This is a genomic window from Nocardia sp. NPDC003269 (assembly GCF_042888005.1).
Classification (GTDB): domain Bacteria; phylum Actinomycetota; class Actinomycetes; order Mycobacteriales; family Mycobacteriaceae; genus Nocardia.
Genome location: NZ_JBIAPA010000001.1, coordinates 2136043 through 2156506, shown reverse-complemented (window position 1 = coordinate 2156506; position 20464 = coordinate 2136043). Strand labels below are relative to the sequence as shown.

At 70.3% G+C, this 20464-nt stretch carries 16 protein-coding genes; 7 read left to right on the top strand and 9 right to left on the bottom strand.

The features are described from left to right. Nucleotides 1-5: 5 nt before the first annotated feature. The 4 genes from ACFYWJ_RS09875 to ACFYWJ_RS09860 form a co-directional block, all read right to left on the bottom strand. Nucleotides 6-1874, bottom strand: a complete 1869-nt coding sequence (locus tag ACFYWJ_RS09875; protein ID WP_355273416.1) for an EAL domain-containing protein — start codon at nucleotides 1872-1874, stop codon at nucleotides 6-8. A 17-nt stretch (nucleotides 1875-1891) separates the two neighbouring features. After that, nucleotides 1892-4042, bottom strand: a complete 2151-nt coding sequence (locus tag ACFYWJ_RS09870) for an Rv1355c family protein (RefSeq protein WP_355273419.1) — start codon at nucleotides 4040-4042, stop codon at nucleotides 1892-1894. Between the two features lie 309 nt (nucleotides 4043-4351). Beyond that, entirely contained in the window at nucleotides 4352-4792 is a 441-nt protein-coding gene (locus ACFYWJ_RS09865; RefSeq protein WP_355273421.1) for an AraC family transcriptional regulator, read from the bottom strand. Continuing rightward, nucleotides 4789-5232, bottom strand: a complete 444-nt coding sequence (locus tag ACFYWJ_RS09860; RefSeq protein WP_019049207.1) for a GyrI-like domain-containing protein — start codon at nucleotides 5230-5232, stop codon at nucleotides 4789-4791. Before ACFYWJ_RS09860 ends, ACFYWJ_RS09865 begins: the two co-directional genes overlap by 4 nt. Before the next feature lie 164 nt (nucleotides 5233-5396). Here ACFYWJ_RS09860 and ACFYWJ_RS09855 point away from each other — a divergent pair, with 164 nt between their 5' ends. Next, the gene (locus tag ACFYWJ_RS09855; protein ID WP_355273424.1) at nucleotides 5397-7658 is read left to right on the top strand and encodes a hypothetical protein; all 2262 of its coding nucleotides are present in this window, start codon (nucleotides 5397-5399) and stop codon (nucleotides 7656-7658) included. Between the two features lie 2 nt (nucleotides 7659-7660). Here ACFYWJ_RS09855 and ACFYWJ_RS09850 read toward each other — a convergent pair whose 3' ends face one another. After that, nucleotides 7661-8590 (bottom strand): alpha/beta hydrolase family protein, encoded by a 930-nt coding sequence (locus ACFYWJ_RS09850; RefSeq protein WP_355273427.1) that lies wholly within the window; start codon nucleotides 8588-8590, stop codon nucleotides 7661-7663. 319 nt (nucleotides 8591-8909) lie between these two features. Here ACFYWJ_RS09850 and ACFYWJ_RS09845 point away from each other — a divergent pair, with 319 nt between their 5' ends. From ACFYWJ_RS09845 to ACFYWJ_RS09830, 4 genes are all read left to right on the top strand, one after another. Continuing rightward, nucleotides 8910-10403 (top strand): MDR family MFS transporter, encoded by a 1494-nt coding sequence (locus tag ACFYWJ_RS09845; protein WP_355273430.1) that lies wholly within the window; start codon nucleotides 8910-8912, stop codon nucleotides 10401-10403. 111 nt (nucleotides 10404-10514) lie between these two features. Continuing rightward, on the top strand, nucleotides 10515-11504 hold the full coding sequence (locus tag ACFYWJ_RS09840; RefSeq protein WP_355273433.1) for an amidinotransferase: 990 nt from the start codon (nucleotides 10515-10517) through the stop codon (nucleotides 11502-11504). 75 nt (nucleotides 11505-11579) lie between these two features. Then, nucleotides 11580-11846, top strand: coding sequence for a type II toxin-antitoxin system Phd/YefM family antitoxin (locus ACFYWJ_RS09835; RefSeq protein ID WP_355273435.1), 267 nt, complete (start codon nucleotides 11580-11582; stop codon nucleotides 11844-11846). Further along, a complete protein-coding gene (locus ACFYWJ_RS09830; RefSeq protein ID WP_355273438.1) occupies nucleotides 11843-12097 on the top strand; it encodes a Txe/YoeB family addiction module toxin in 255 nt (84 codons plus the stop codon). The genes ACFYWJ_RS09835 and ACFYWJ_RS09830 overlap by 4 nt, the downstream gene beginning before the upstream one ends. Nucleotides 12098-12167: 70 nt before the next feature. Here ACFYWJ_RS09830 and ACFYWJ_RS09825 read toward each other — a convergent pair whose 3' ends face one another. Next, a complete protein-coding gene (locus ACFYWJ_RS09825) occupies nucleotides 12168-12803 on the bottom strand; it encodes a DUF4097 family beta strand repeat-containing protein (RefSeq protein ID WP_355273440.1) in 636 nt (211 codons plus the stop codon). Nucleotides 12804-12952: 149 nt separating this feature from the next. On the opposite strand from ACFYWJ_RS09825, the gene ACFYWJ_RS09820 reads away from it, so the two are divergent. Next, nucleotides 12953-16093: a BTAD domain-containing putative transcriptional regulator gene (locus ACFYWJ_RS09820; protein ID WP_355274615.1), complete on the top strand. Its 3141-nt coding sequence runs from the start codon at nucleotides 12953-12955 to the stop codon at nucleotides 16091-16093. A gap of 76 nt (nucleotides 16094-16169) precedes the next feature. On the opposite strand, the gene ACFYWJ_RS09815 is transcribed toward ACFYWJ_RS09820, so the two are convergent. Further along, a complete protein-coding gene (locus tag ACFYWJ_RS09815; protein ID WP_355273443.1) occupies nucleotides 16170-16949 on the bottom strand; it encodes an ABC transporter permease in 780 nt (259 codons plus the stop codon). Further along, nucleotides 16946-17890, bottom strand: a complete 945-nt coding sequence (locus tag ACFYWJ_RS09810; RefSeq protein WP_355273446.1) for an ATP-binding cassette domain-containing protein — start codon at nucleotides 17888-17890, stop codon at nucleotides 16946-16948. Before ACFYWJ_RS09810 ends, ACFYWJ_RS09815 begins: the two co-directional genes overlap by 4 nt. A gap of 141 nt (nucleotides 17891-18031) precedes the next feature. Here ACFYWJ_RS09810 and ACFYWJ_RS09805 point away from each other — a divergent pair, with 141 nt between their 5' ends. After that, nucleotides 18032-18508: a GtrA family protein gene (locus tag ACFYWJ_RS09805; protein ID WP_387161308.1), complete on the top strand. Its 477-nt coding sequence runs from the start codon at nucleotides 18032-18034 to the stop codon at nucleotides 18506-18508. Between the two features lie 10 nt (nucleotides 18509-18518). On the opposite strand, the gene ACFYWJ_RS09800 is transcribed toward ACFYWJ_RS09805, so the two are convergent. Next, the gene (locus ACFYWJ_RS09800) at nucleotides 18519-20105 is read right to left on the bottom strand and encodes a glycosyltransferase family 39 protein (RefSeq protein ID WP_355273449.1); all 1587 of its coding nucleotides are present in this window, start codon (nucleotides 20103-20105) and stop codon (nucleotides 18519-18521) included. Nucleotides 20106-20464: the final 359 nt, after the last annotated feature.

Genomic DNA, 20464 nt, shown 5'->3' with positions numbered 1-20464 from the left:
CGCGATCAGCTCGGCGCCACGCCGCGTCCCGCGCGGGGCAGATCGAGGTCGAGGGGGATGCGCCCTTCCCGCAGTTGCGCTTCGACTTCCTCGGCGGGCATCGGCCGGGCGATGAGGAAGCCCTGCGCGCGGTAGCAGCCGAGGCCGACCAGGGTCCTGGCCGCCATCGGCGTCTCGACGCCCTCCCCGACCACGCCGAGCCCGAAGGAGCCGGCCAGGCCGATGATCGACTTCACGATCGCCAGGTCGTCGTTGCTGTCACCGAGGCGCTGCACGAAACCGCGGTCGATCTTGACCGCATCGACCGGCAGGGCCTTGAGGTGCGAGAGCGAGCTGTAGCCGGTGCCGAAGTCGTCGATGGCGATCTGCACGCCCATCCGCTTGAGCCCGCGCAGGGTGAGCCGGGTACGCACGAGATCCTGCACGACGACGTGCTCGGTGATCTCCAGGCAGACGGAGCTGCCGTCGATCCCGAACAGCCGCAGGATGTCTTCGATCCGCTCGACGAAATCGGCGCTGACCAGCTGCACCGGCGACACATTGATCCGGATCACCACATTGGCGGCCAGCCCGCGGCGGCGCCAGTCGGCGAATTGCGAACAGGCCGACCGGATGACCCAGCGCCCCAGCTCACCGGCCAGATTGGTGGCCTCGGCCACCGAGACGAACGCGCCGGGCGGCAGCAGGCCGCGGGTGGGATGCTGCCAGCGGACCAGCGCCTCCAGCGCCACGATCCGGCCGGTGCGCAGGTCGACCTCGGGCTGGTAGTGCAGCACCAGCGAGCCGTCGGACACCGCGCTGCGCAGGTTGAGTTCCACGTCGTCCTGGAGTTCGAACTGCGCGCGCATGGCGTCGGTGAACACCGCGACCCCGTTGCCGCCGCCCGACTTCGCCGACAGCAGGGCGTGATCGGCGCGGCGCAGCACGTCCGAGACCGAGGTCTCGCCCGGAAGGCCGAGCGCCACACCGACGCTCACCCCGCGGCTGACCGATTCCTGCCCGACCGACACCCGGCGGCCGATCAGCTGCTGGATCCGGGTGGCCTCGAGTTCGGCGGCCACCGCGTCCATCGGCGCGGCGGGCACGATGACGAACTCGTCGCCACCGAGCCGGGCGATCATGTCGCCGGGTTCCAGGTTCTGTTTGAGCCTGCGCGCCAGCGTGCGGATGAAGTTGTCGCCCGCGCTGTGGCCGAGGAAGTCGTTGAGTGCCTTGAGCCGGTCCAGGTCGAGGAAGAAGGTGGCGATCGGGCCGGGTTCACCCGCGCGCAGCCGCTCCTCCATGTACTCGAGCAGGGCACGGCGGTTGGCCAGGCCGGTCAGGTCGTCGTGCAGCGCGATGTAGCGCAGCTTCTCCTCGGCGACCACGCGCGCCTGCAACTGGGCGAACAGCGCGGCGATGGCCTTGAGCACGTTGAGTTCCCGCTTGGACCAGGCCCGGTCGCCCATCTTCACGAATCCGAGCACGCCGGTCGACTCGCCGCGCGAGACCAGCGGCACGCAGGCCATGGCCACCTCGGGAATGCCCGAGGACTTGCGGATCGTCTCCTGGTAGTCGGCGCTCTCGCCACCCGGCCGCACGATCAGCGGCTCGGTGGCGAACTCGAGTGCGCGGAACACCGAATCCGCGTGTTCGAACTCGACCGTGTGCAGCGGGTCGGGGTCGGGGATCTCGGGGCGCCGCGGCCATTCCGCGACCAGCACGGTCGCGCGCTTGGCGCGATCGGTGTGGCGCAGATAGCTGACGTCGACGTCGAAATGATCGACGAGGGAGGCGAGCACCCGCTCGCTCGCCGCCACCATGGTCGTGGCGTCGACACCCATCAACTCGGAGGCGACCTGCGTCACCAGTGAGTCGAGCGTTTGCCGAGGCACGTTGTCTCCGATCCGCGCTATCCGTCGTTCCTACTGCCGGGCACCGGCAACCGTCGACTGCGAACGCTCGCAGCCGCGGCGTAGCTCAGACGAAGAACCAATGCCACGTTCTCATCCTCAGGGATCCCCAGCAGGTCCTGGAAAAGCCTCTGAATGTTGGCAAGTGTATCTGTGAACTCGGAAGAAACGATGCGCAAATCCTCGCGCCGGTCGGCATAGAGGAACACGGGGGACACCGGCTGCACCGCCAGCCCCAGCAGTTGCGCCCGTAGCCACACCCTTTCCACTGCGGCACCGGCCATCGCGTAGTCGGCAAGATCAGGTGTACCCCCTGCTCGCGCGCGGAAACCGATCGCGACCAGAGCCGAGCTCGAGCGCACCCGATCGACGGTGAATTCACCCAGCGCGGTGCCCGCCGACCACTCGCGCAGCCGGTCCATCACATCGGTGCGCCTGCCGACCTGGAGCTTGGCCAGTTCGTCGGGCGCCGGGTCGAGCGTGCGCACGTCGATGCCGGTGCGGACATCCTCACCGGGCCAGCGCAATTCACCGTAGAGCTGCTGGTGCAGCTGCGGCGTGAGGTAGCGGACCCGGTCGCTGGCGCCGAGCAGCGCCGCGGCCTCGGCCAGCGCCTCGACCCCGGTGATCGCGTGCACGGTGGCGCCCTCGGCCGCGGCGGCGGTGCCCAGGGCGGGCACCACGGTGCCGGGCAGCGGCGCGACGTCACCGAGCCTGCGATTGGTGTGCCTGGCCAGCGCGAGCGGGTAATCCGCGGCCAGATCGGCGTCGGTCCCCTCGCGCAGCCGCAGCCGGGCCAGCAGGGGGCCCGCCGGATCGTCGACGCGCAGCTCCGGCTCGCCGAGCAGGCCGTGCGCGGCCGCGGCGGCGCGGGCGTTGTGCAGCGCGGCACCCACCGCGACGGCGCTGCCGCGCAGGCCGATGTCCATCGCGGTCGAACCGGCCGGGTCGAGGGCGATCTCGATCAGGTCCGCGGTACCGCGCAGCCGCCACGGCTGCACATTGCCGCCCGAGGGCGCGCGCTGGGCGCAGGCCAGGATCGCCGCGACCGGGTCGGCGGGCGCCGGTTCGTCGACGGGCGGCTCGGGGGCCTGGTCGACGCCGTCGTCGAGGTAGCCGGGTTCGGCGAGGGAGTCCAGCGCCGCCTCCAGGTCGACGCGGGTCCGGCCGGAGGACAGCTTGGCGCCGAGCCCGATCCGGCGCACCGCCGCGGTCACGATGGCCGCGCCCAGCTGCACGTCACTGCCCAATTGCGGCCAGGTGGTGATCGTTTCGCCGATCTCGGCCAGGCTGGCCGCCATCCGCGAGGACAGCTGGCCCGGGTCGAGGATGCGCAGCACGTGTGGCGCCTTCCCCTTGGTGTCGAGGTCGGCCAGCTGGGCGCCGGTGGTCGTGCCGAGCAGCCCGTGGAAGGGTTCGCGGCCCGGTTCCAGGTCGTAGCGCTCGACGTCGAAGAGCCCGCGGTCGCTGGTGTCCATCAGCAGCGGGATCCGGCGCCGGCGGGCGGCCTCGCGGACCGCGAACTTGATGTCGAGCGAATCGCATTCCTCGACGACCACCGAGAGCCCGTCGAGGAATTCGTCGGCGGTGTCGGTCAGTACGCCCGCGGACCAGATCTCCACCGGCAGGAAGGGGTCGAGTTCGGCGATCCGGCGCGCGGTGACCACAGCCTTGTTGACGCCGACGTCGAACAGCCCGCCCGGCACCCGGTTCAGGTTCGACAGCTCGATGGTGTCGAAGTCGGCCAGCCGCAGCAGCCCGCACGCGCCCTCCAGCGCCAGCGTGTACGCGACGGAGTGGCCGACGCTCTGCCCGACCACGCCGACCGTCAGCCCGGCGAGGCGCTGCTGTTCGGCCCTGGTGAGCTTGTTGCGGTTGCGGTCGGAGCGGATCACCTGGAAAGCCGCGGGGCCGAGGATCGCGACGAGCGCGTGCCGCCACGGGTAGTAGACCCACCGTTCCTCGTCGGGATCGAGCCCCGGCGGGAGTCCGGTGAGCTGAGCCAGCTCGGCGCGCAGGCCGGCGCGCAGGTCGTAGGTGCTGATGCCGGGCGCCGCGGCGAGCTGCCGCAGGGTTGCCGCATCGGTGGGGTCGGTCGGATCGAGCACGAGGGGGCGGTGGTCCGCGGCAGGCGGGTCCGGTTCGGTCATCTACGGATCCGACCCACGAACCGCGCCACCGCGTCCCGACCGGCGCGACGGTGAACGCGCCGCAACCTCTTCTCGTTGCGCGCTGCTTCGACAGCCATCGTGTTCCTAGCTCCGTGCTACGCGCCCGCGCGCGGTCGGCGTCCTACCGATGCCGACTGGTGCAGTATCCGTCATCCGCAACGTTTCCACCAGACGAGTGGCTATTTTTCCGATAACCGTCCGAGACGGTTGAAATAACCGCAGCTCAGAAGGGGTAGGAACGCGGAAGCCCCCGAGATCCAGACCGATCGGTTCGAATCCGGCTAACCATCAGCTATCGACCGTGATCGAAACGAACAATTCTACGGTGTCCGGGCCGTGCCAGACCTCGATCTCCTCGCGATAGGCCCGCGAGATCTCCGCCGACGCCGTCGCGTCGTCGACCTGGGCCCAGACATCCTCGACCGGATCGTGGTAATCGCCGTTGGGGGCGAAGCGGGCGTAGATGCCCTTGGGCACCCGCACCATCAGGTCACCGACCGGCACGTCGTCGGGCGTCGCGTACTCGCGCGCCACCAACGCGTTCCAGTTGCCGGCCGGATCGGGGACGTAGACGGTGTGCAGCGGCTCGCGCCCGCCGGGCCGGTCGCGCAGGCGGTCCTTGAGGAACTCGATCAGGTCGCTGTTGCTCACCTTGAAGCTCGGATGGACCCGCGGCACAGCGAGGCCGCCGTACAGTGCGCCACCGCGCACCACGATCGTGTAGCTCATCGCGGATCGACCGCCAGGTACAGGTCGATCTTGTACGCGTGCGGGTAGCACTCGAAATCGCCGGTGAAGGTGCGCTTGATCTGGTTGTGCTCCTCGGCGTAGGCGATCTGGGTCCACAGATCCGTCATCACCTGGGGAAAGTTACCGACCGAGGAGAAGCGCGCGTAGGTGCCGCGCGGCAGCCGCGCCGCCAGATGTCCGCGGGTGACCTGATCCAGCGACGCGCACTGGTAGCCGACGATCTGGGTGTTGTAGGTGCTCAGCTCACCGGTGTAGTCGGTGTAGGCACTGGCCAGCGGGCCGCCCAGATCCTGGTGCAGGACGGCCGACCACGCGGCTTCGAGATCCCGGTCGCGCAGCTCTCCGAGCGCGCGCTTGGGACTGCGGACCGGCAGACCGGCCACCCATGTCTCGTCCCGCTCGACGATTTCGAACTGCATTGATGACTCTCTCGAAGGGTCGGCTCGGTGGGGCCATGCTATCAACTTCGCGCTCGACAGCGCGGCCACACCGAGTTGGGCTTACCCCAACCTAACCACACCTGAGCTGGTCAAACGTCCACCACCACGCCGCGACACCCCGGCTTATTGTCGGATTCATCTGAATGCCCTATGCTCCCGCGCTCGTGTGGGTACGCGCGGCGCTCGAACCGCGAAAACAAGTGGCGCAGTGGGCGATCGTCGTCGTGATCGCGGTACTGGCCGGGTATATCGCGGTCTTGCTCGGCGACTCGCGGCACTTCTACACCGACGACACCGAGGCGCAGTACGTGCCCATGTGGCAGCTGCTCGGCGCCGAACTCAGGGCGGGCCGGTTCCCGGCGATGGTGCCGTGGGAGTGGATGGCGGGCAACTACAGCCTCGAGGAAGCCGGGCTCTACAACCCGCCGCAGCTGCTGGTCTATCTGCTCGCGCCGTCGTTCGACGATCTCGCGCTGTACGCGACCGCGGTGAAGCTGGTGTTCTCCACGATCGCGGCGCTCGGCGTGTTCCGGATCTGCCTGGCCTACGGCGCCCGCGCGCCCTGGGCCGCCGTGGCCGGGGTGGCGTTCCCGTTCAGCGGCTGGTTCCTGTTCTTCGACGAGGCCAGCTGGTTCACCTCGCACACCGGCACCGCCTGGCTCGTGCACGCGTGGGCCTCGGCCGTGCTCTACGCCAGGGGCCGCTCGGGACCGATCCCGCTGTTCGTGTTCCTGTACCTGGCGCTGACCATCCAATACGCCTTCCCCGCCGTCGAATCCGGCCTGATGATCGCCGCCGTCGCCGCCGGTGAGTTCCTGTACCGGCGCCGCTGGGCGCCGGTACTGCGGCTGCTCACCGCGTCCGGGCTCGCGGTGGCCGCCTCGATGGTCGCCAACCTGCCGATCCTGCTGTCCTCGCAGGCGACCTGGCGCGGCGACGTCTCCACCATCCACAACGACCCCTTCCTGACCGTGCCGTGGTCGGAATCGCTCAATGCCAGCCTGCCCAGCACGGTGCCCGCGTTCACCGCGTGGTGGGGCCACGTGCAGCCGCTGCCGATGGTCTACATCGCCTGGTTCGTGATCCCGGCGCTGGCGTTCATCGACTGGAAGGCCGCCGCGCGCACCGCCGCCGAGTGGAGCGGGATCGCGCTGTTCGCCGTCGCCACGCTGATGTGGACCGCCGGACCCGGCGCGATCGGCCCGCTGCGCTGGCCCGCCCGGGTGCTGCCGATGCTGGCGATCGCCCTGCTGGTGCTGGTGTGCGTGCTGCTGAGCCGCCACGGGGTGTTCGCCTCGTCCCGGCGCCGGTACGCGGCCGCGGGCGCGCTGATCGGCCTGCTGTTCATCCGGTCGTTCTCGGCCGCGCCGAAACTGCTCGAACGGCATCTGATCGCGGTGGTCTTCGTGGTCGCGCTCGGCGCGGGCGTGCTGTGGCTGGCCAGGAACCGCGGGATCGGCGCCGCCGCCGCGCTGACCATCGTCGCGACCTTCCCGATCGCCTTCGTCCAGGTGGCCACCGCCCCCGCGACGCCGCTGTCGTACGGATTCCCCGAGCGGCGCTCGGAGATGACCGCCGCGTTCCCCGACTTCGGCGGTCGCACACTGCAACTGGCCGACCGGATCATGGTCCGCGACGAGGACCGCACGCTCGCGGCGACCTACGGCTCGATCGCGCTCGGCAGCTACGCCAAGAACCTCGGCCTGCAGTACGTGAACGGCTACACCCCGGTCGGGCACGCGGCCTTCGCCGGGCTGCTGTGCATGGCCTGGGACGGCGGCACCTGCCCCGACGCGTATCGCCGGGTGTTCGCGGTCGAGCCGTCGACCGATACCCCGGTCGTCGACCTGATGCGGATGGATCGCGTCGTCCTGCAGCGGGCCCAGTACCCCGACGCGGGCGAGAAGCCCGCGCCGCCCGGCTGGAAGTTCGTCCACTACCCCGGGCACGAGCAGCAGATCTGGGTGCTGGAGCGGGTCAATCCGCTGCCCTCGCCCGGCGACCTCATCGCGCACGAGTCGGGCGTGCACGCCACCGTGATGCCGGAGGCGGGCCTGACCAACCGGGCCACCGTCTCCTCGGGCACCGGCGGGCGGATCGTGCTGGCCCGCCTGGCCTGGCCCGGCTACACCGCGAGCCTGGGTGACCGGGAGATCCCCGTGCGCGCCGTCGCGGGCACCTTCGTCGCCGTCGACATCCCGCCCGGCACGCACAACGCGCAGCTCACCGTCACCTGGCGGCCGCCGGGCCTGTCGATCAGCCTGACCAGCGCGCTGCTGGCGGTGCTCGGGATCGGGCTGCTGCAGTGGTGGTTCCGGCGCGGCGGGCGCGAGCCCGAGCTCGGCCCGGTGGTCGACGACACCACCACGCCGCAGGCGCAGCGCCCGGTCGCCGTCGAGGCCTGAGCTCAGGCACCGATGGCGGCGGCCAGGTGCGGCCACGCCTCGTGCAGGTCGGTCTGGAACTGTCCCCAGGTGTGCGCGCCGGTCGGCCGGTGGACGTAGGTGGCCGGGATGCCGAGCTGCCCGAGGCGACCCGCGAAGGCCGCCGTGCACGCCCCCGCGATCGTCTCCAGCGGCGGCATGGGGAGCCCGCGGTCGGCGGCGCCGGGCAGGCCGGTGGCGGCCGACAGGAAAATCGTCTTGCCCGCCAGCGCGCCTGCGTTTGCGAAGACATCGTGCTCGCGCCAGACCGCGCCGCCCGGCACGCCCCACATGTTGCCGGGATTGCCGCCGCCGCGCGCCGCCTGCGCGCTGACCATCGTGATACCGAGCGGGTCGGCCGCCCAGGGGCAGCCGCTCAGCGCGGCCACCGCGGCGAAGCGGGAGCCGCCGCGGATGGTCAGGTCCAGCGCCGACGACGCGCTCATCGACACGCCCGCGATGGCATTGCGCCCGCTGGCGCCGAGCGCGCCGTCGATCACGCCGGGTAGCTCCTCGGTCAGGTAGGTCTCCCAGCGGGCCCGGCCGACGCCGGGATCGTCGGCGATCCAGTCGGTGTAGAGCGTGAACGCGCCGCCGACCGGCATCACCACGTTGATGTGCTTGTCGGCGAAGAAATCCCGCACATCGGTGTTGTCCCACCAGGAGATCCCGTCGGCGCCGCCGCCCGCGCCGGTCAGCAGGTACAGCGTCGGCGCACCCGCCCCCGCCGCCGCGAGCACCCTGTTCTGGATCACCCGGCCCATCGCGGGCGAGTACACATCGAGCTGAGCGGCCCGCCCACCCAGCGGCGCCTCCCCCGCCACGTACGCCCCCGGATCGGCCTTCGCCTGTACACCCCCCAGCGAAGCGACGATCGCGCACACCACAGCTAGCCACAGTCTCGATGCAGTCACTCTTCCGGTATACCCCTCGGAATCACGGCGCACACGTGGTCACACCCGCCCCATCTGTCACAGGTTCCAGACAGTGACGAGGGTCACGCAGGAGCTGATCGATGGTCCAGATCCGGCCCCCAGCTGCGGTTTCGCGCGCCACCATAGAGCCCTGAACGGCGAAAACAAGGTGATTTGTGTCGGAGGTGAACGGAATACTGGCCCGCGCCCGATGAGTTGGACCGACGGAATCCGTCTTCACTCACGTGGTGCCGGGACACAGCCGACCCGGCATCGGGCCACCGCACGCCCAGCCGATCCCGCTCCTGGAGGTACCCCGATGCCCGCCGAACTAACCCCGCCGACGACGAAAGGCGGGACGCCGACCGTCATCCGGGTGCTGGTGCTCGCGACCTTCGTGGTGATCCTCAACGAGACCATCATGATCAACGCCATCCCGCGGCTGATGAGCGATCTGCACGTCACCGAGGTGGCCGCGCAGTGGGTCTCCACCGCCTTCATGCTGACGATGGCCGCGATCATCCCCACCACCGGCTGGTTCCTGCAGCGGGTCACCACCCGCCAGGCCTACGCGATCGCGATGGGCGTCTTCATCGCGGGCACCGTGCTCTCGGCGCTCGCGCCCACCTTCGCGGTCCTGCTGGTCGGCCGGATCATCCAGGCCGGCGGCACCGCGGTGATGATGCCGCTGCTGATGACCACCCTGATGACCGTGGTGGCCGAGCAGGATCGCGGCCGGGTGATGGGCAACGTCACCCTCGCCATCTCGGTCGCGCCCGCCATGGGCCCGGTCATCTCCGGCCTGATCCTGCAGATCGACGTCCCCGCGATCGACTCGTGGCGGCTGCTGTTCGTGGTGATGCTGCCGATCGCCGGTGTGGTCACCTGGCTGGGTCTACGGCAGCTCGAGAACGTCGGCGAACCGCAGCCCGGTGTGCTCGACATCCCCAGCGTGCTGCTGGCCGCGCTCGGCTTCGGCGGTCTGGTGTTCGGCCTGAGCAAGTTCCACAGCGGCAACTACGCCACCCCGGCGCTGATCGTCGCCGGCGGCGCGCTGCTGATCGCCACGTTCGCCTGGCGGCAGATCCGGTTGCAGCGCACCGGCACCCCGCTGCTGGACCTGCGGGTGCTGCTGTCGGGCACCTACGCCAAGGCGCTGGTGCTGATGGCCATCGCGTTCCTGGCGATGATGGGCTCGATGATCCTGCTGCCGCTGTACCTGCAGAACCTGCGGCACCTGAGCCCGCTGGAGACCGGCCTGCTGGTGATGCCGGGTGGTCTGGCCATGGGTCTGCTCGGCCCGACGGTCGGCCGCCTGTTCGACAAGTTCGGCGGGCGCCTGCTGGTGATCCCCGGCTCGATCGGCATCGCCGTCTCGCTGGCCGGCTTCACCCAGATCTCGCTGACCATGCCGTACTGGCAGCTGCTCGCCCTGCACATCCTGCTGATGATCTCGCTGGCCGCCGCCTTCACCCCGGTGTTCACGCTGGGTCTGGGCGCGCTGCCGATGCACCTGTACTCGCACGGCAGCTCCATGCTGGGCACCCTGCAGCAGGTGGCCGCGGCCTTCGGTACCGCGCTGGTAGTGACGATCATGTCGGCCCGCAGCACCTCGCTCATCGCCGAGGGCACCGACCCGATCACCGCGAGCCTGGACGGCATGCGCCTGGCCTTCGCGGTCTCGGCGGGCCTGGCGCTGATCGTGATCGCCATGGCGGTCCTGCTGCCGAACCGCTCGGCGGGTGACCCGCACGGCGCCCACACGCCCGAGGTCGCCGACGAGCCGGAGACGCCGCAGCTGGTCAAGAACTGAGTCATCGCTGGTAGGAAGCCCCCGGTCGCCACGCGCGGCCGGGGGCTTTCTTCGGTCGGCCCGGCGTTGCGTGCCACGATCCGGCGCCGCGGGCGGGTTAGGTTCGCTCTCATGGTCGCCGACGCATCGCGGGTCCGCGTGGACAGTGAGTTCGCTCCGCTGCGCACGGTGGTGGTGTCCCGCAGCGAGTTCCGGGCACCGGCCGACGCCGCGGTCTTCGGGCACGCGCTGCCGGTGGAACCCGGTGCGGTGGAGATCCTGGACGCGGTGTGGGGTAAGGACTTCGGCGAGGTCTACCCGGACAGGCAGCGGGCCTGGGAGGCCGAGCGCGCCGAGCTGACCGCGGTGCTGCGCAGATACGGCGTCGAAGTGCTGCGCCCGCGCCTGTTCACCGACGCCGAGAAGGCGGCGACCGGACCGGCCGGCTACGCCAACTTCTTCGTCCGCGACCCGTGGTTCACCGTCGGCGACCACGTCATCGAGGGTGTGCTGCGGTTCCCGCACCGCAGGGCGGAGGTGCTCCCGAGCCGGGAGCTGCTGCTTGACCGGGTGCTGCCGTCCACCGCGCGCTATGTCTCGCTGCCGCAGCCGGAGATCGTCGCGCCGGGGCAGGCCGGGCCTGGGCCGTTCCTCGAGGGCGGCGATGTGCTGGTCCTCGGCGATCAGGTCTTCGTCGGCTGCTCGGGGATGGCCACCAACGAACTGGGCTACCGCTGGCTCGCGAAGTACCTGGAGCCCTTCGGTTTCACCGTCACCCTGGTCCGGCTGCCCGCGCACGTCCTGCACCTGGACTGCGCGCTCGGCCTGGTCCGGCAGGGCCTGCTGATCGCCTGCCCCGGCCGGCTGCCCGACGGCCTGCCCGCCCCGCTGCGCGGCTGGGACATGATCGAGGTCGACGAGGACGAGGCCGCCGCCATGGCCACCAACGGCCTGCCCATCGACGCCGACACCTACATCACCGACCCGGAGTTCGCCCGGGTCGGTGACGCGCTGAAGGAGCGCGGCGTCATCGTCGAGTACATCGATTTCTCCGTCTCGCGCCTGTTCGGCGGCGCCTTCCGCTGCTCCACCCAGCCCCTGCTGCGCGCGTTTCCTCGGTGACCGGCGCACTCGACACAGTCGACACTCGTACCACAATCCAGTACCATTAATTGGATCGCGGGAGAGGAACGACCGATGACCAGCATGTCTGCCAGCGAGGCGCGCGCCAGCCTGTATCCACTGATCGAACAGGTCAATGACGACGCTGTCGCTATCCATATCACCAGCCGCAAAGGCAACGCCGTACTGATCTCCGAAGACGAGTACAACTCGCTTCGTGAAACGCTGTACCTGATGCGCTCCCCGGCCAACGCCGCAAGGCTCGCCCAGGGAATCGCTCAACTCGAAGCTGGTGACGTGGTGGGGGTCGACATGGAGCGCCTCGCGAAAGAGCTCGGGTGAAGGTCACTTTCGCGAAACTCGGGTTCGAAGACCTCGGCCACTGGATTGCCACGGATCGGAAGATGGCGATGCGGATCATGCGCCTCATCGATGACATCGACCGCGACCCGTTTTCCGGACTCGGCAAGCCTCAGCCGCTGAAGGGCGACAAGTCCGGGTACTGGTCCCGCCGCATCAACGACGAACACCGCTTGGTCTATGCCGTCGCCGGCGACAGTATCCTCATCGCCCAGGCTCGCTACCACTACTGACCGGCGGGCCCGTCGCCTCCCGAACCGCCTGTGCACATTCGGCGGCGAGGGCGGTGACCAGTCCCGGTCCTCAGACGGCGGCGGTGTGCCGGATGACGATGTTGCCCAGCGCGTTCCGCGCGGACACCGTGACGGTGTCGCCCGACGGCGCGACCGGCGCCAGCAGGTTCCGCACGCTGCCGACCGTTGCCGCGGTCTCCAGCCGCACCGCGCTGCCGGGAGCCACACCCACCTCGAGTTCGCCCACCGAGGTCTCCAGCCGGAACTCGCCGCGGGTGGCTTCGCCGATGCGGATGTCGCCCTTGGCGGTCTTCGCGGTGACCGAGCCCAGCGGACGCTCGACGACGATGTCACCGAGGGACACCGTCAGGTCGCACTCGCCGAGTTCGCCCGCGCCGAGCAGGCGGCCCACCCCGGCGGTGCCGGTGAACCGGGAGCCGGTGGGGACCTCGATGGTCACCTCGATCGAGGGGTTGCCGCCGAAGGGGGTGTAGGTGCGCCAGTTCTTCGGCGTCGTCACCGTGAGCACGCCGTCGGCGCACTCGACCCGGGTCTGCTCGGCGGCGCGCACGTCGGCCTTCTTGGCCGCGTCGGCGGGCCGGATCGCGACGACGACGTCGCCGCGATCGGCGGCGACGACGGTGACGCTCGCGGACAGGACGTCGACGGTGACGGCGATCGGCTGCGGGGTCTGGAAGGTGTACATGCGAATCTCCTGGAGATCGGGGGCTCCCGGTGGGGGCCGCGTCGTTGATGGGACTACTGTCGCGAGCTCGCCTGACACCGACCTGACACCGACCTGACGCCCCCGCTGACGCGTATCCGGACCGGCGACCAGTTGACGTGCGAGGCACAATGGGCCGGGTGCAGATCGGGATATTGGGACCGCTGGAGATCCGGACGAAGGACGGTGGATCGATAGCGGTACCGGGCGCTCGGCTGCGGGCGCTGCTCGTCGCGCTGGCCCTGGAACCCGGTCGCGCGGTGTCGAAAGAGCGCCTGGTCGACTGGATCTGGGGCGAGCAGCCGCCCGCCGACGCGGCGAACGCCCTGCAAGCGCTGGTCTCCCGCCTGCGCCGGGTGCTGCCCGACGGCGCCATCGACGTGCAGGCCGGCGGCTACCGGCTGACGGTGACGCCCGACGCCGTCGACGCGATCCGGTTCGAGCAGCTCGTCGACCGCGCGCGCGGCGGCGACGACGCGCACCGGGCCCGGCTACTGAGCGAGGCCACCGGCCTCTGGCGCGGCGACCCGATGCGCGACCTGGGCGACAGCGCGGCCGTCGACGCGGTGATCACCCGCTTCGACGGGCTGTACCTGGCCGCCATGGAGGACCGCTACGAGGCGCAGATCCAGCTGGGCGATGGGGCCGACCTGGTCGCCGAGCTGACCGAACTCGTGGCCAGGCATCCGGTGCGGGAGCGACTGGTCGCCGCGCTGATGCGCGCCCTCGGCACGGCGGGCCGGGCGCCCGAGGCGCTGATCGTGTACCAGCGCGCCAGGGCGGCCCTGGCCGACGAACTGGGCGTCGACCCGTCACCGGAGCTGTCGGCGCTGCACGTCGCGCTGCTGCGCGGCGAGGTCGGCGCGCGGCCGCAGGAACGCACGACCAATCTGCGCGCGGAACTGACCACCTTCGTCGGCAAGGACGCCGATATCGCCGTGGTCCGCGAACTCATCGCCGACCATCGGCTCACCACCCTCACCGGCCCTGGCGGCTCGGGCAAGACCCGGCTGGCCGTGGAGACCGCGCGGACGATGCTCGGCGACCTGCCCGACGGCGCCTGGCTGGTGGAACTGGCCGCCGCCGACGGCAACGGCGACCTGGCGCAATCGGCCCTGGCCGCGCTCGGCCTCCGCGACGCGCTGCTCGGCAGCTCGCCGAACGCCGAACCGATGGACCGGCTCGTCGCCGCGATCCGCGACCGCGAGACCCTGCTGATCCTGGACAACTGCGAGCACGTGATCGAAGCGGCCGCGACCTTCGCCCATCGGATCCTCGGCGAGTGCACCCGGCTGCGCATCCTCGCGACGAGCCGGGAACCGCTCGGCATCACCGGCGAGGCGCTATGGCAGGTGCGGCCGCTGAATCTGCCCGCCGCGGTGGCCGATCCGCGCGAGATCGAGTCCTCCCCCGCCGTCGCCCTGCTGCGCGACCGGGCGAGCGCGGTGCGCACCGACCTCGGCACCGATCCGGACACCTGGGCCACCATGGCGCGGGTCTGCCGGGCGCTCGACGGCATCCCGCTGGCGATCGAGCTGGCCGCGGCCCGCCTGCGCACCATGTCCCTCGACCAGCTCGCCCACCGCCTCGACGACCGGTTCCGCCTGCTGACCGGCGGCAGCCGGACCGCGATCGCGCAGCACCGGACCCTGCGCGCGGTGGTCGACTGGAGCTGGGAACTGCTCAGCGACGCCGAACGCCGGGTGCTGTCCCGGCTCGCGGTGTTCGCCGGTGGCGCGAGTCTGGAAGCGGCCGAACAGGTCTGCGCAGGCGACACCGTCGAGCAGTGGGAGGTGCTCGACCTGCTCACCGCGCTGACCGAGAAGTCGCTGCTGGTCGTCACCGAGGACCCGGCCCCGCGCTACCGCATGCTGGAGACGATCAAGCAGTACGCCGCCGACCGGCTGATCGAGGCCGGCGACGCGGAGCAGGCCCGGCGAGCGCACCTGGACTACTTCACCGGGCTGGCCGCCATCGCCGAGCCGCACCTGCGCCGCGCCGAGCAGCTGACCTGGCTGGCCGTCCTCGAGGCCGAGCACGACAACCTCGCCCTGGCCATGCGCGGCGCGCTCGCGAGCGCGGACGCCGCGGCGGCGATGCGGCTGGCCGGGGCCGCGGGCTGGTACTGGTGGCTGGGCGGGCACAAGGGCGAGGGCACCGAACTGGTCATCGCGGCCGCCGAACTGCCCGGCGAGGTCGACGACGAGACCAGGGCGCTGGTGTACGGGCTGGTCGTGCATTTCGTCACCTCGGGCCGCAACGACGAACAGCAGGTCGCGGAATGGATCCGCAAGGCGCACCGATTCGGCCGCGATGCGACCGGCAGCCATCCGGCGCTGCGGTTCACCGCCGCGCTGGAGCGCATGCTGGGCGGCCCGGACGAATACCTGCCCGCCTTCGAATCGGTGCTCGGCGACGACGATCCGTGGGCGCGCGCACTCGCCCGGCTCCAGCTGGGCAAACTGCGCACCGTGCTCGGGCACAGCGGACCGGAGCCGGACGAGTATCTCGCGCAGGCGCTCACCGAATTCCGCGCGCTCGGCGAACGCTGGGGCATGTCGTTCGCCCTCACCGAGCTGGCCAACCGGACCGCGATGCGCGGCGAATTCGCCGACGCTGTCGCCCTTCTCGACGAGGCCGTCGCGGTGGTGACCGAGGTCGGCGCGATCGAGGACGTGGTCGCGATGCGCGCGCGCCAAGCGCAGCTGCACTGGCTGCTCGGCGATCCGGACGCCGGCGCGGGCGCGCTCGCCGAGGCGCAACGCTGCGCCGATCTCAACGGCTGGCCCACCGCGCTGGCCGAAGTCGCCCTGGCGCGTGCGGAACTGGCCCGCTGGAGTGGCGACCCCGCCTTGGCGCACGGGCAGATCATCCACGCGCGGACTCTCCTCGGCACCGACGCCGAACAACCGAATGTCGGTGCGATGCTGGAGATCTCGCTCGGCTACCTCGCCGACGACCTCACCGAGGCCGCGAATCACTGCGACGCCGCGTTCCGTTCGGCGACGGCGGCGGGCCACGCGCCCCTGCTGGCCTACGTCCTCGTCGGAATCGCCGACCTGGCGGTACGCACCGACCAGTACGAACAGGCCACGCGGCTGCTCGCGGCCGGCACCGCGGCGCGCGGACTGCCCGATCACTCCCATCCCGACGTGGCCAGGATCGAGCGGATCGCCCGAGATCGCCTCGGCGACAAGGCCTTCACCGAGGCGGCGCGCGAGGGCGCGGAAGCCGACCGACCGGCCCTGGTCGCGCTCACCCTCGCCCGGTGACCACAGCCGACATCGCCCCGGTGACCACATGGTCACCGAGGCGATGGGGAGCTGAGCCGGGCCGCGCCGAGAACGATCACGCCCGCTTGGTGAAGGTCGCCCGCGACCACAGGTAGCCGACGACCGCGAAGCCCGCGCACCAGGCCAGCGCCGCCCAGGTGTGGCCCGCCGAGGGATGGCCGGTCAGGAAGCCGCGCACCGACTCGATGATCGGCGTGAACGGCTGGTACTGGGCGAACTGCCGGACGCCCTGGCCCATCTTGTCGGCGGGCACGATCGCGCTGCTCACGAAGGGCAGCATGATCAGCGGCACCACCGACATGCCCGCGGCCTCCGGGGTTTTGGCGGCCATGCCGAGGGCGACGGTGAGCCAGGCCGCGGCGAAGGCGGTGGCCAGCAGCACCCCGAGCGCGCCGAGCCACTGCGCCGCGGTCGCCGGCGACCGGAAGCCCAGCGCGAACCCGACACCGAGCACGGAGGCGATGGCGACCACATTGGTCAGCATGCTCGCCGCGACGTGCCCGGTCAGTACGGCGCCCCGGGAGACGTCCATGACCTTGAACCGGTTGATGACACCGGTTGTCATATCGGAGCTCACCGACACCGCGGTGCCGGACAGGCCGTAGCTGATGGCCAGCATGAGCATGCCGGGCACGGCGTAGTCGATGTAGTTCTCGCCGACATCGAAGGCGTCACCGAAGACGTAGACGAAGATCAGCATCATCACCACCGGCATCAGCGCCGCGTTGAAGATGGTGACGGGCGAGCGGGTGATGTGGGTGAAGTTGCGGCGCAACATGACCGACGAGTCGAACAGCGCGGCGGACAGGGTGCTGGGTGCGGTGGTGGTGCTCATCGGGCTTCGGCCTCCGTGGTGGGGTGCCCGGTCAGGGCGAGAAAGACGTCGTCGAGGTCAGGGGTGTGCAGGGAGACCTGATCGGCCTCCAGGGCGTGGGCGGCGAGCCGGTCCAGCAGGGCCCGCAGGGATTTCGAGTCACCGTCGCCAGGGACGTTCAGGGTCAGCGCGTCCGCGTCGGGGGTGGCGCCGGGCAGAATCCGCGCCGCCGTGGCCAATTCCGTGGCGTCGGCGAAGCGCAGCCGGACGTGGCTGCCGGGGATGCGGCGCTTGAGCTCCTCGGCGGTGCCCTCGGCCACGATGCGGCCCTGGTCCAGCACGGCGATCCGGTCGGCCAGCTGATCGGCTTCCTCGAGGTACTGGGTGGTGAGGAAGATCGTCACGCCGTCGGCGGTCAGCTCGCGCACGATCTCCCACATGGTGCGCCTGCTGCGCGGGTCGAGTCCGGTGGTCGGCTCGTCGAGGAAGACGATCTCGGGCTTGGTCACCAGGGTCATCGCCAGGTCCAGCTTCCGGCGCATGCCACCGGAGTAGCTCGCGGCCGGCTTGGCCGCCGATTCGACCAGGTCGAAGCGTTCCAGCAGCCCGGCGATCACCCGCTTGCCCGCCGGACCGCGCAGGCGGTGCAGGTCGGCCATCAGCTTCAGGTTCTCCGCGCCGGTCAGCAGGTCGTCCACGGCCGCGAACTGGCCGGTGACGCCGATCGCCTTGCGGACGGCCTTGGTCTCGGTCGCGAGGTCGTGGCCTGCCACCCTGGCGGTGCCGCCGTCGGCGGTCAGCAGGGTGGTCAGCACGTTGACCGTGGTGGTCTTGCCCGCGCCGTTGGGGCCGAGCAGGGCGAAGATCGTGCCCGCGTCGACCCGGAGGTCGATGCCGTCGAGGACGGTCTTGTCCCCGTATGCCTTGCGCAGCCCGGAGGCCGCGATCGCTGTGTTGTTCATGCCGATTACCGTCGCCGGTGCCCCTGATACCGGGCTGACACCGCCCTGACATCCCCGCTGACGCCATCGGAAGCGGCCGTGCCAGTGGCATGTCAGTCCGGCGTCAGGTCGGCGTCAGCGCAGGCGGCGACGGTAGTTCTCGTGAACAGCACCGCCTTCGCCGCCCCGCCTCTGCGTCCCGCCCTCGTCGTGCTGCCGCGCGTGGACCTGTCCGGCCGCGTGCGGCGGTTCCTGCGCGCCGATCACCCGCTCGCGCAGCTGATCCGCTTCGCGCTGGTCGGCGGTGCCAGCAATATCGCCTACGTCGCGCTGTTCGTGGCCTGCGCCGGGCTCGGCCCGCTGGCCGCCAATGTCACGGGGTCGCTGGTGAGCACGGTGATCGCGAACGAGCTACACCGTCAGCTCACCTTCCGGGCGGCGGGCCGGGTCGGCTGGTTCACCGCGCAGTGGGAGGGCGGCGGCCTGGCCCTGATCGGCCTGCTGACCAGCACCGCCGCCCTGGCCGGGCTGGACGCGCTGGCGCCCGGCCTCGGCCGGTTCGCCCAGGCGGGCGCCGTACTCGCCGTCATGGCGACGGCGGGTGGCCTGCGCTTCCTGGCCCTGCGCGGCCTGTTCTGAGCCGGGTGGCTCAGCGCGTCGGGCGGGTGGTGGCCCTGGGGTCGCGCCAGAGCCCGAGATCGAAGTACAGGGTGGTCATGTCGTCCCACATGACCGACCACGGCTGCTTCGGTCCCGTGCAGCGCCAGACCGCGACCATGCGGTCGATGCCGGGGATGCCCATCGGATCGTCGAGCTGCGTGACCCGCTCCACCTCGGTGAACCGGGCGCGCAGGTCGGCCTCGGCGGTGTCGAGCCCGAGGTAGATCACCGAGGTCGCCGAGTCCGGCGGCGGCCCGAAGAAGCCGAAACCCCGACTCGGGCTGTAGGTGGCGGGCAGACCGTGTTGCCCGCCGAACTGCTCGACGGCGCCCGCCTGCCAGTACCCCTGCACGACGACGGCGGAGTTCGCCTTTTCCTCGGGCGTCAGCGTCTGGTAACCGGTACCGACCGCGGCCACCATTTCCGACCAATTGGTGGTGCCCCAGAATGCCGATCGGAAGCCGAGATCGATGGCGTCCTCGGCCTGCATGCGCCAACTCGCCGGCAACGGGGTGACGGTGATCATGGCAATGAATGTCAGCACCGAGATTCCGGCGATCGGAATCAATGCCAGGTTCATCCATCGTTTACGGTCGAACTGCCAGAGGCCGACGGCGCCGAGGGCGAACATCGCGGGAAAGAATCCCGTCGGGTAATACGGCCGGCCGTGTGTGACGACCACGAATGTGGTCATGATCACCAAGGCGACCGCGATGAATCGATACGGGCGCAGCGATTCCTGTTTGTACACCGCCCAAAAGCCGAACGCGAGCAACAACGCGCCGAGCGCGCCCGCCAGGCCGACCCACTGCGGAAAGAAACCGGGCGGACCGTAGCCGGTCGCGTCCTGCTCCGCGCCGATGATCGAGCCCATGGCCAGCTGCGGCCAATTGTGCTGGGACTGCCAGATCAGGATCGGGATCAGCGAGGCGGCGAGAATGCCGGTCGCCACCCACAGCGCGGGGCGGCGCAGGATCTCCCGCGGACCACACAGCACCACGGCCAGCCCGAGACATGCCCAGACCAGCGGAATCATCCACTTCACCTGCATGTCCAGCGCGGCGACCATCCCCGCGATAACGAGCAGCCGGTCCTGACGGGTGCGCACCCAGCGGATGAACAGCCAGGTGATCACGGCGGTGAAGGTGGCGTCGAAGGAGAAGGTGCTCAGGATGACCTGGGTCGCCACCAGGTACGACGTCGCGTAGGTGCCCGCGGCGAGCAGCTGCGCGCGGTGACTGCCGCGCAGCTCGTAGGCGATCAGCGCCGACACGACGACCGCGCCGACGCCCATCACCACCGCGGGAAAGCGCAGCGCCGTCGTCGATCCCGGCGCGAGCACGTCCGCGATCCAGGCGAACAGCGGCACCACCACGCCCTGGTCGGCGTAGGTGTAGTCGAGCCGCCTGCCCGCCGACAGGAAGTAGAGCTCGTCACCGAAGAACTCGTAGCGTCCCGCCGTCACAGTCAGCGCTATCGCGGTGATCGTCGCGATCAGCGCGACACCGCGAAAAGCGAACGACGGGTCGGTATTCGGAATTTCCGGCTCGGCGCGAACCGCGACGACCGCTGTCATGAATTACCCCTGGTACTCCCACAGACGCATTCGGCGCCCCCTCCCGACTGGTGGCGCCACATCTGTTCGCTGATGAACCGATTCCTCCCCGGCAGCGAACTTGATGAGCGCGAGCGCTCGCGGTCCTGCTCGGATTATCCAGTTTCGGAGAACGTTAATGCCTGCTACCAGGGTCCGCAAATACACAGCACAGCCATAGCGGATGGCTGTAAATGAGCAGAGCGAGGCTACCGCGAAATTGTGACCTGGGTAATAAATTCCAGGTGAACAAATATGTAACGCGAGTCATTCGAATCGACAGAACGCACAACGAGTCATTCGAATACGCGTCGGTAGCTATTCAGCGGCCGACAAAAACG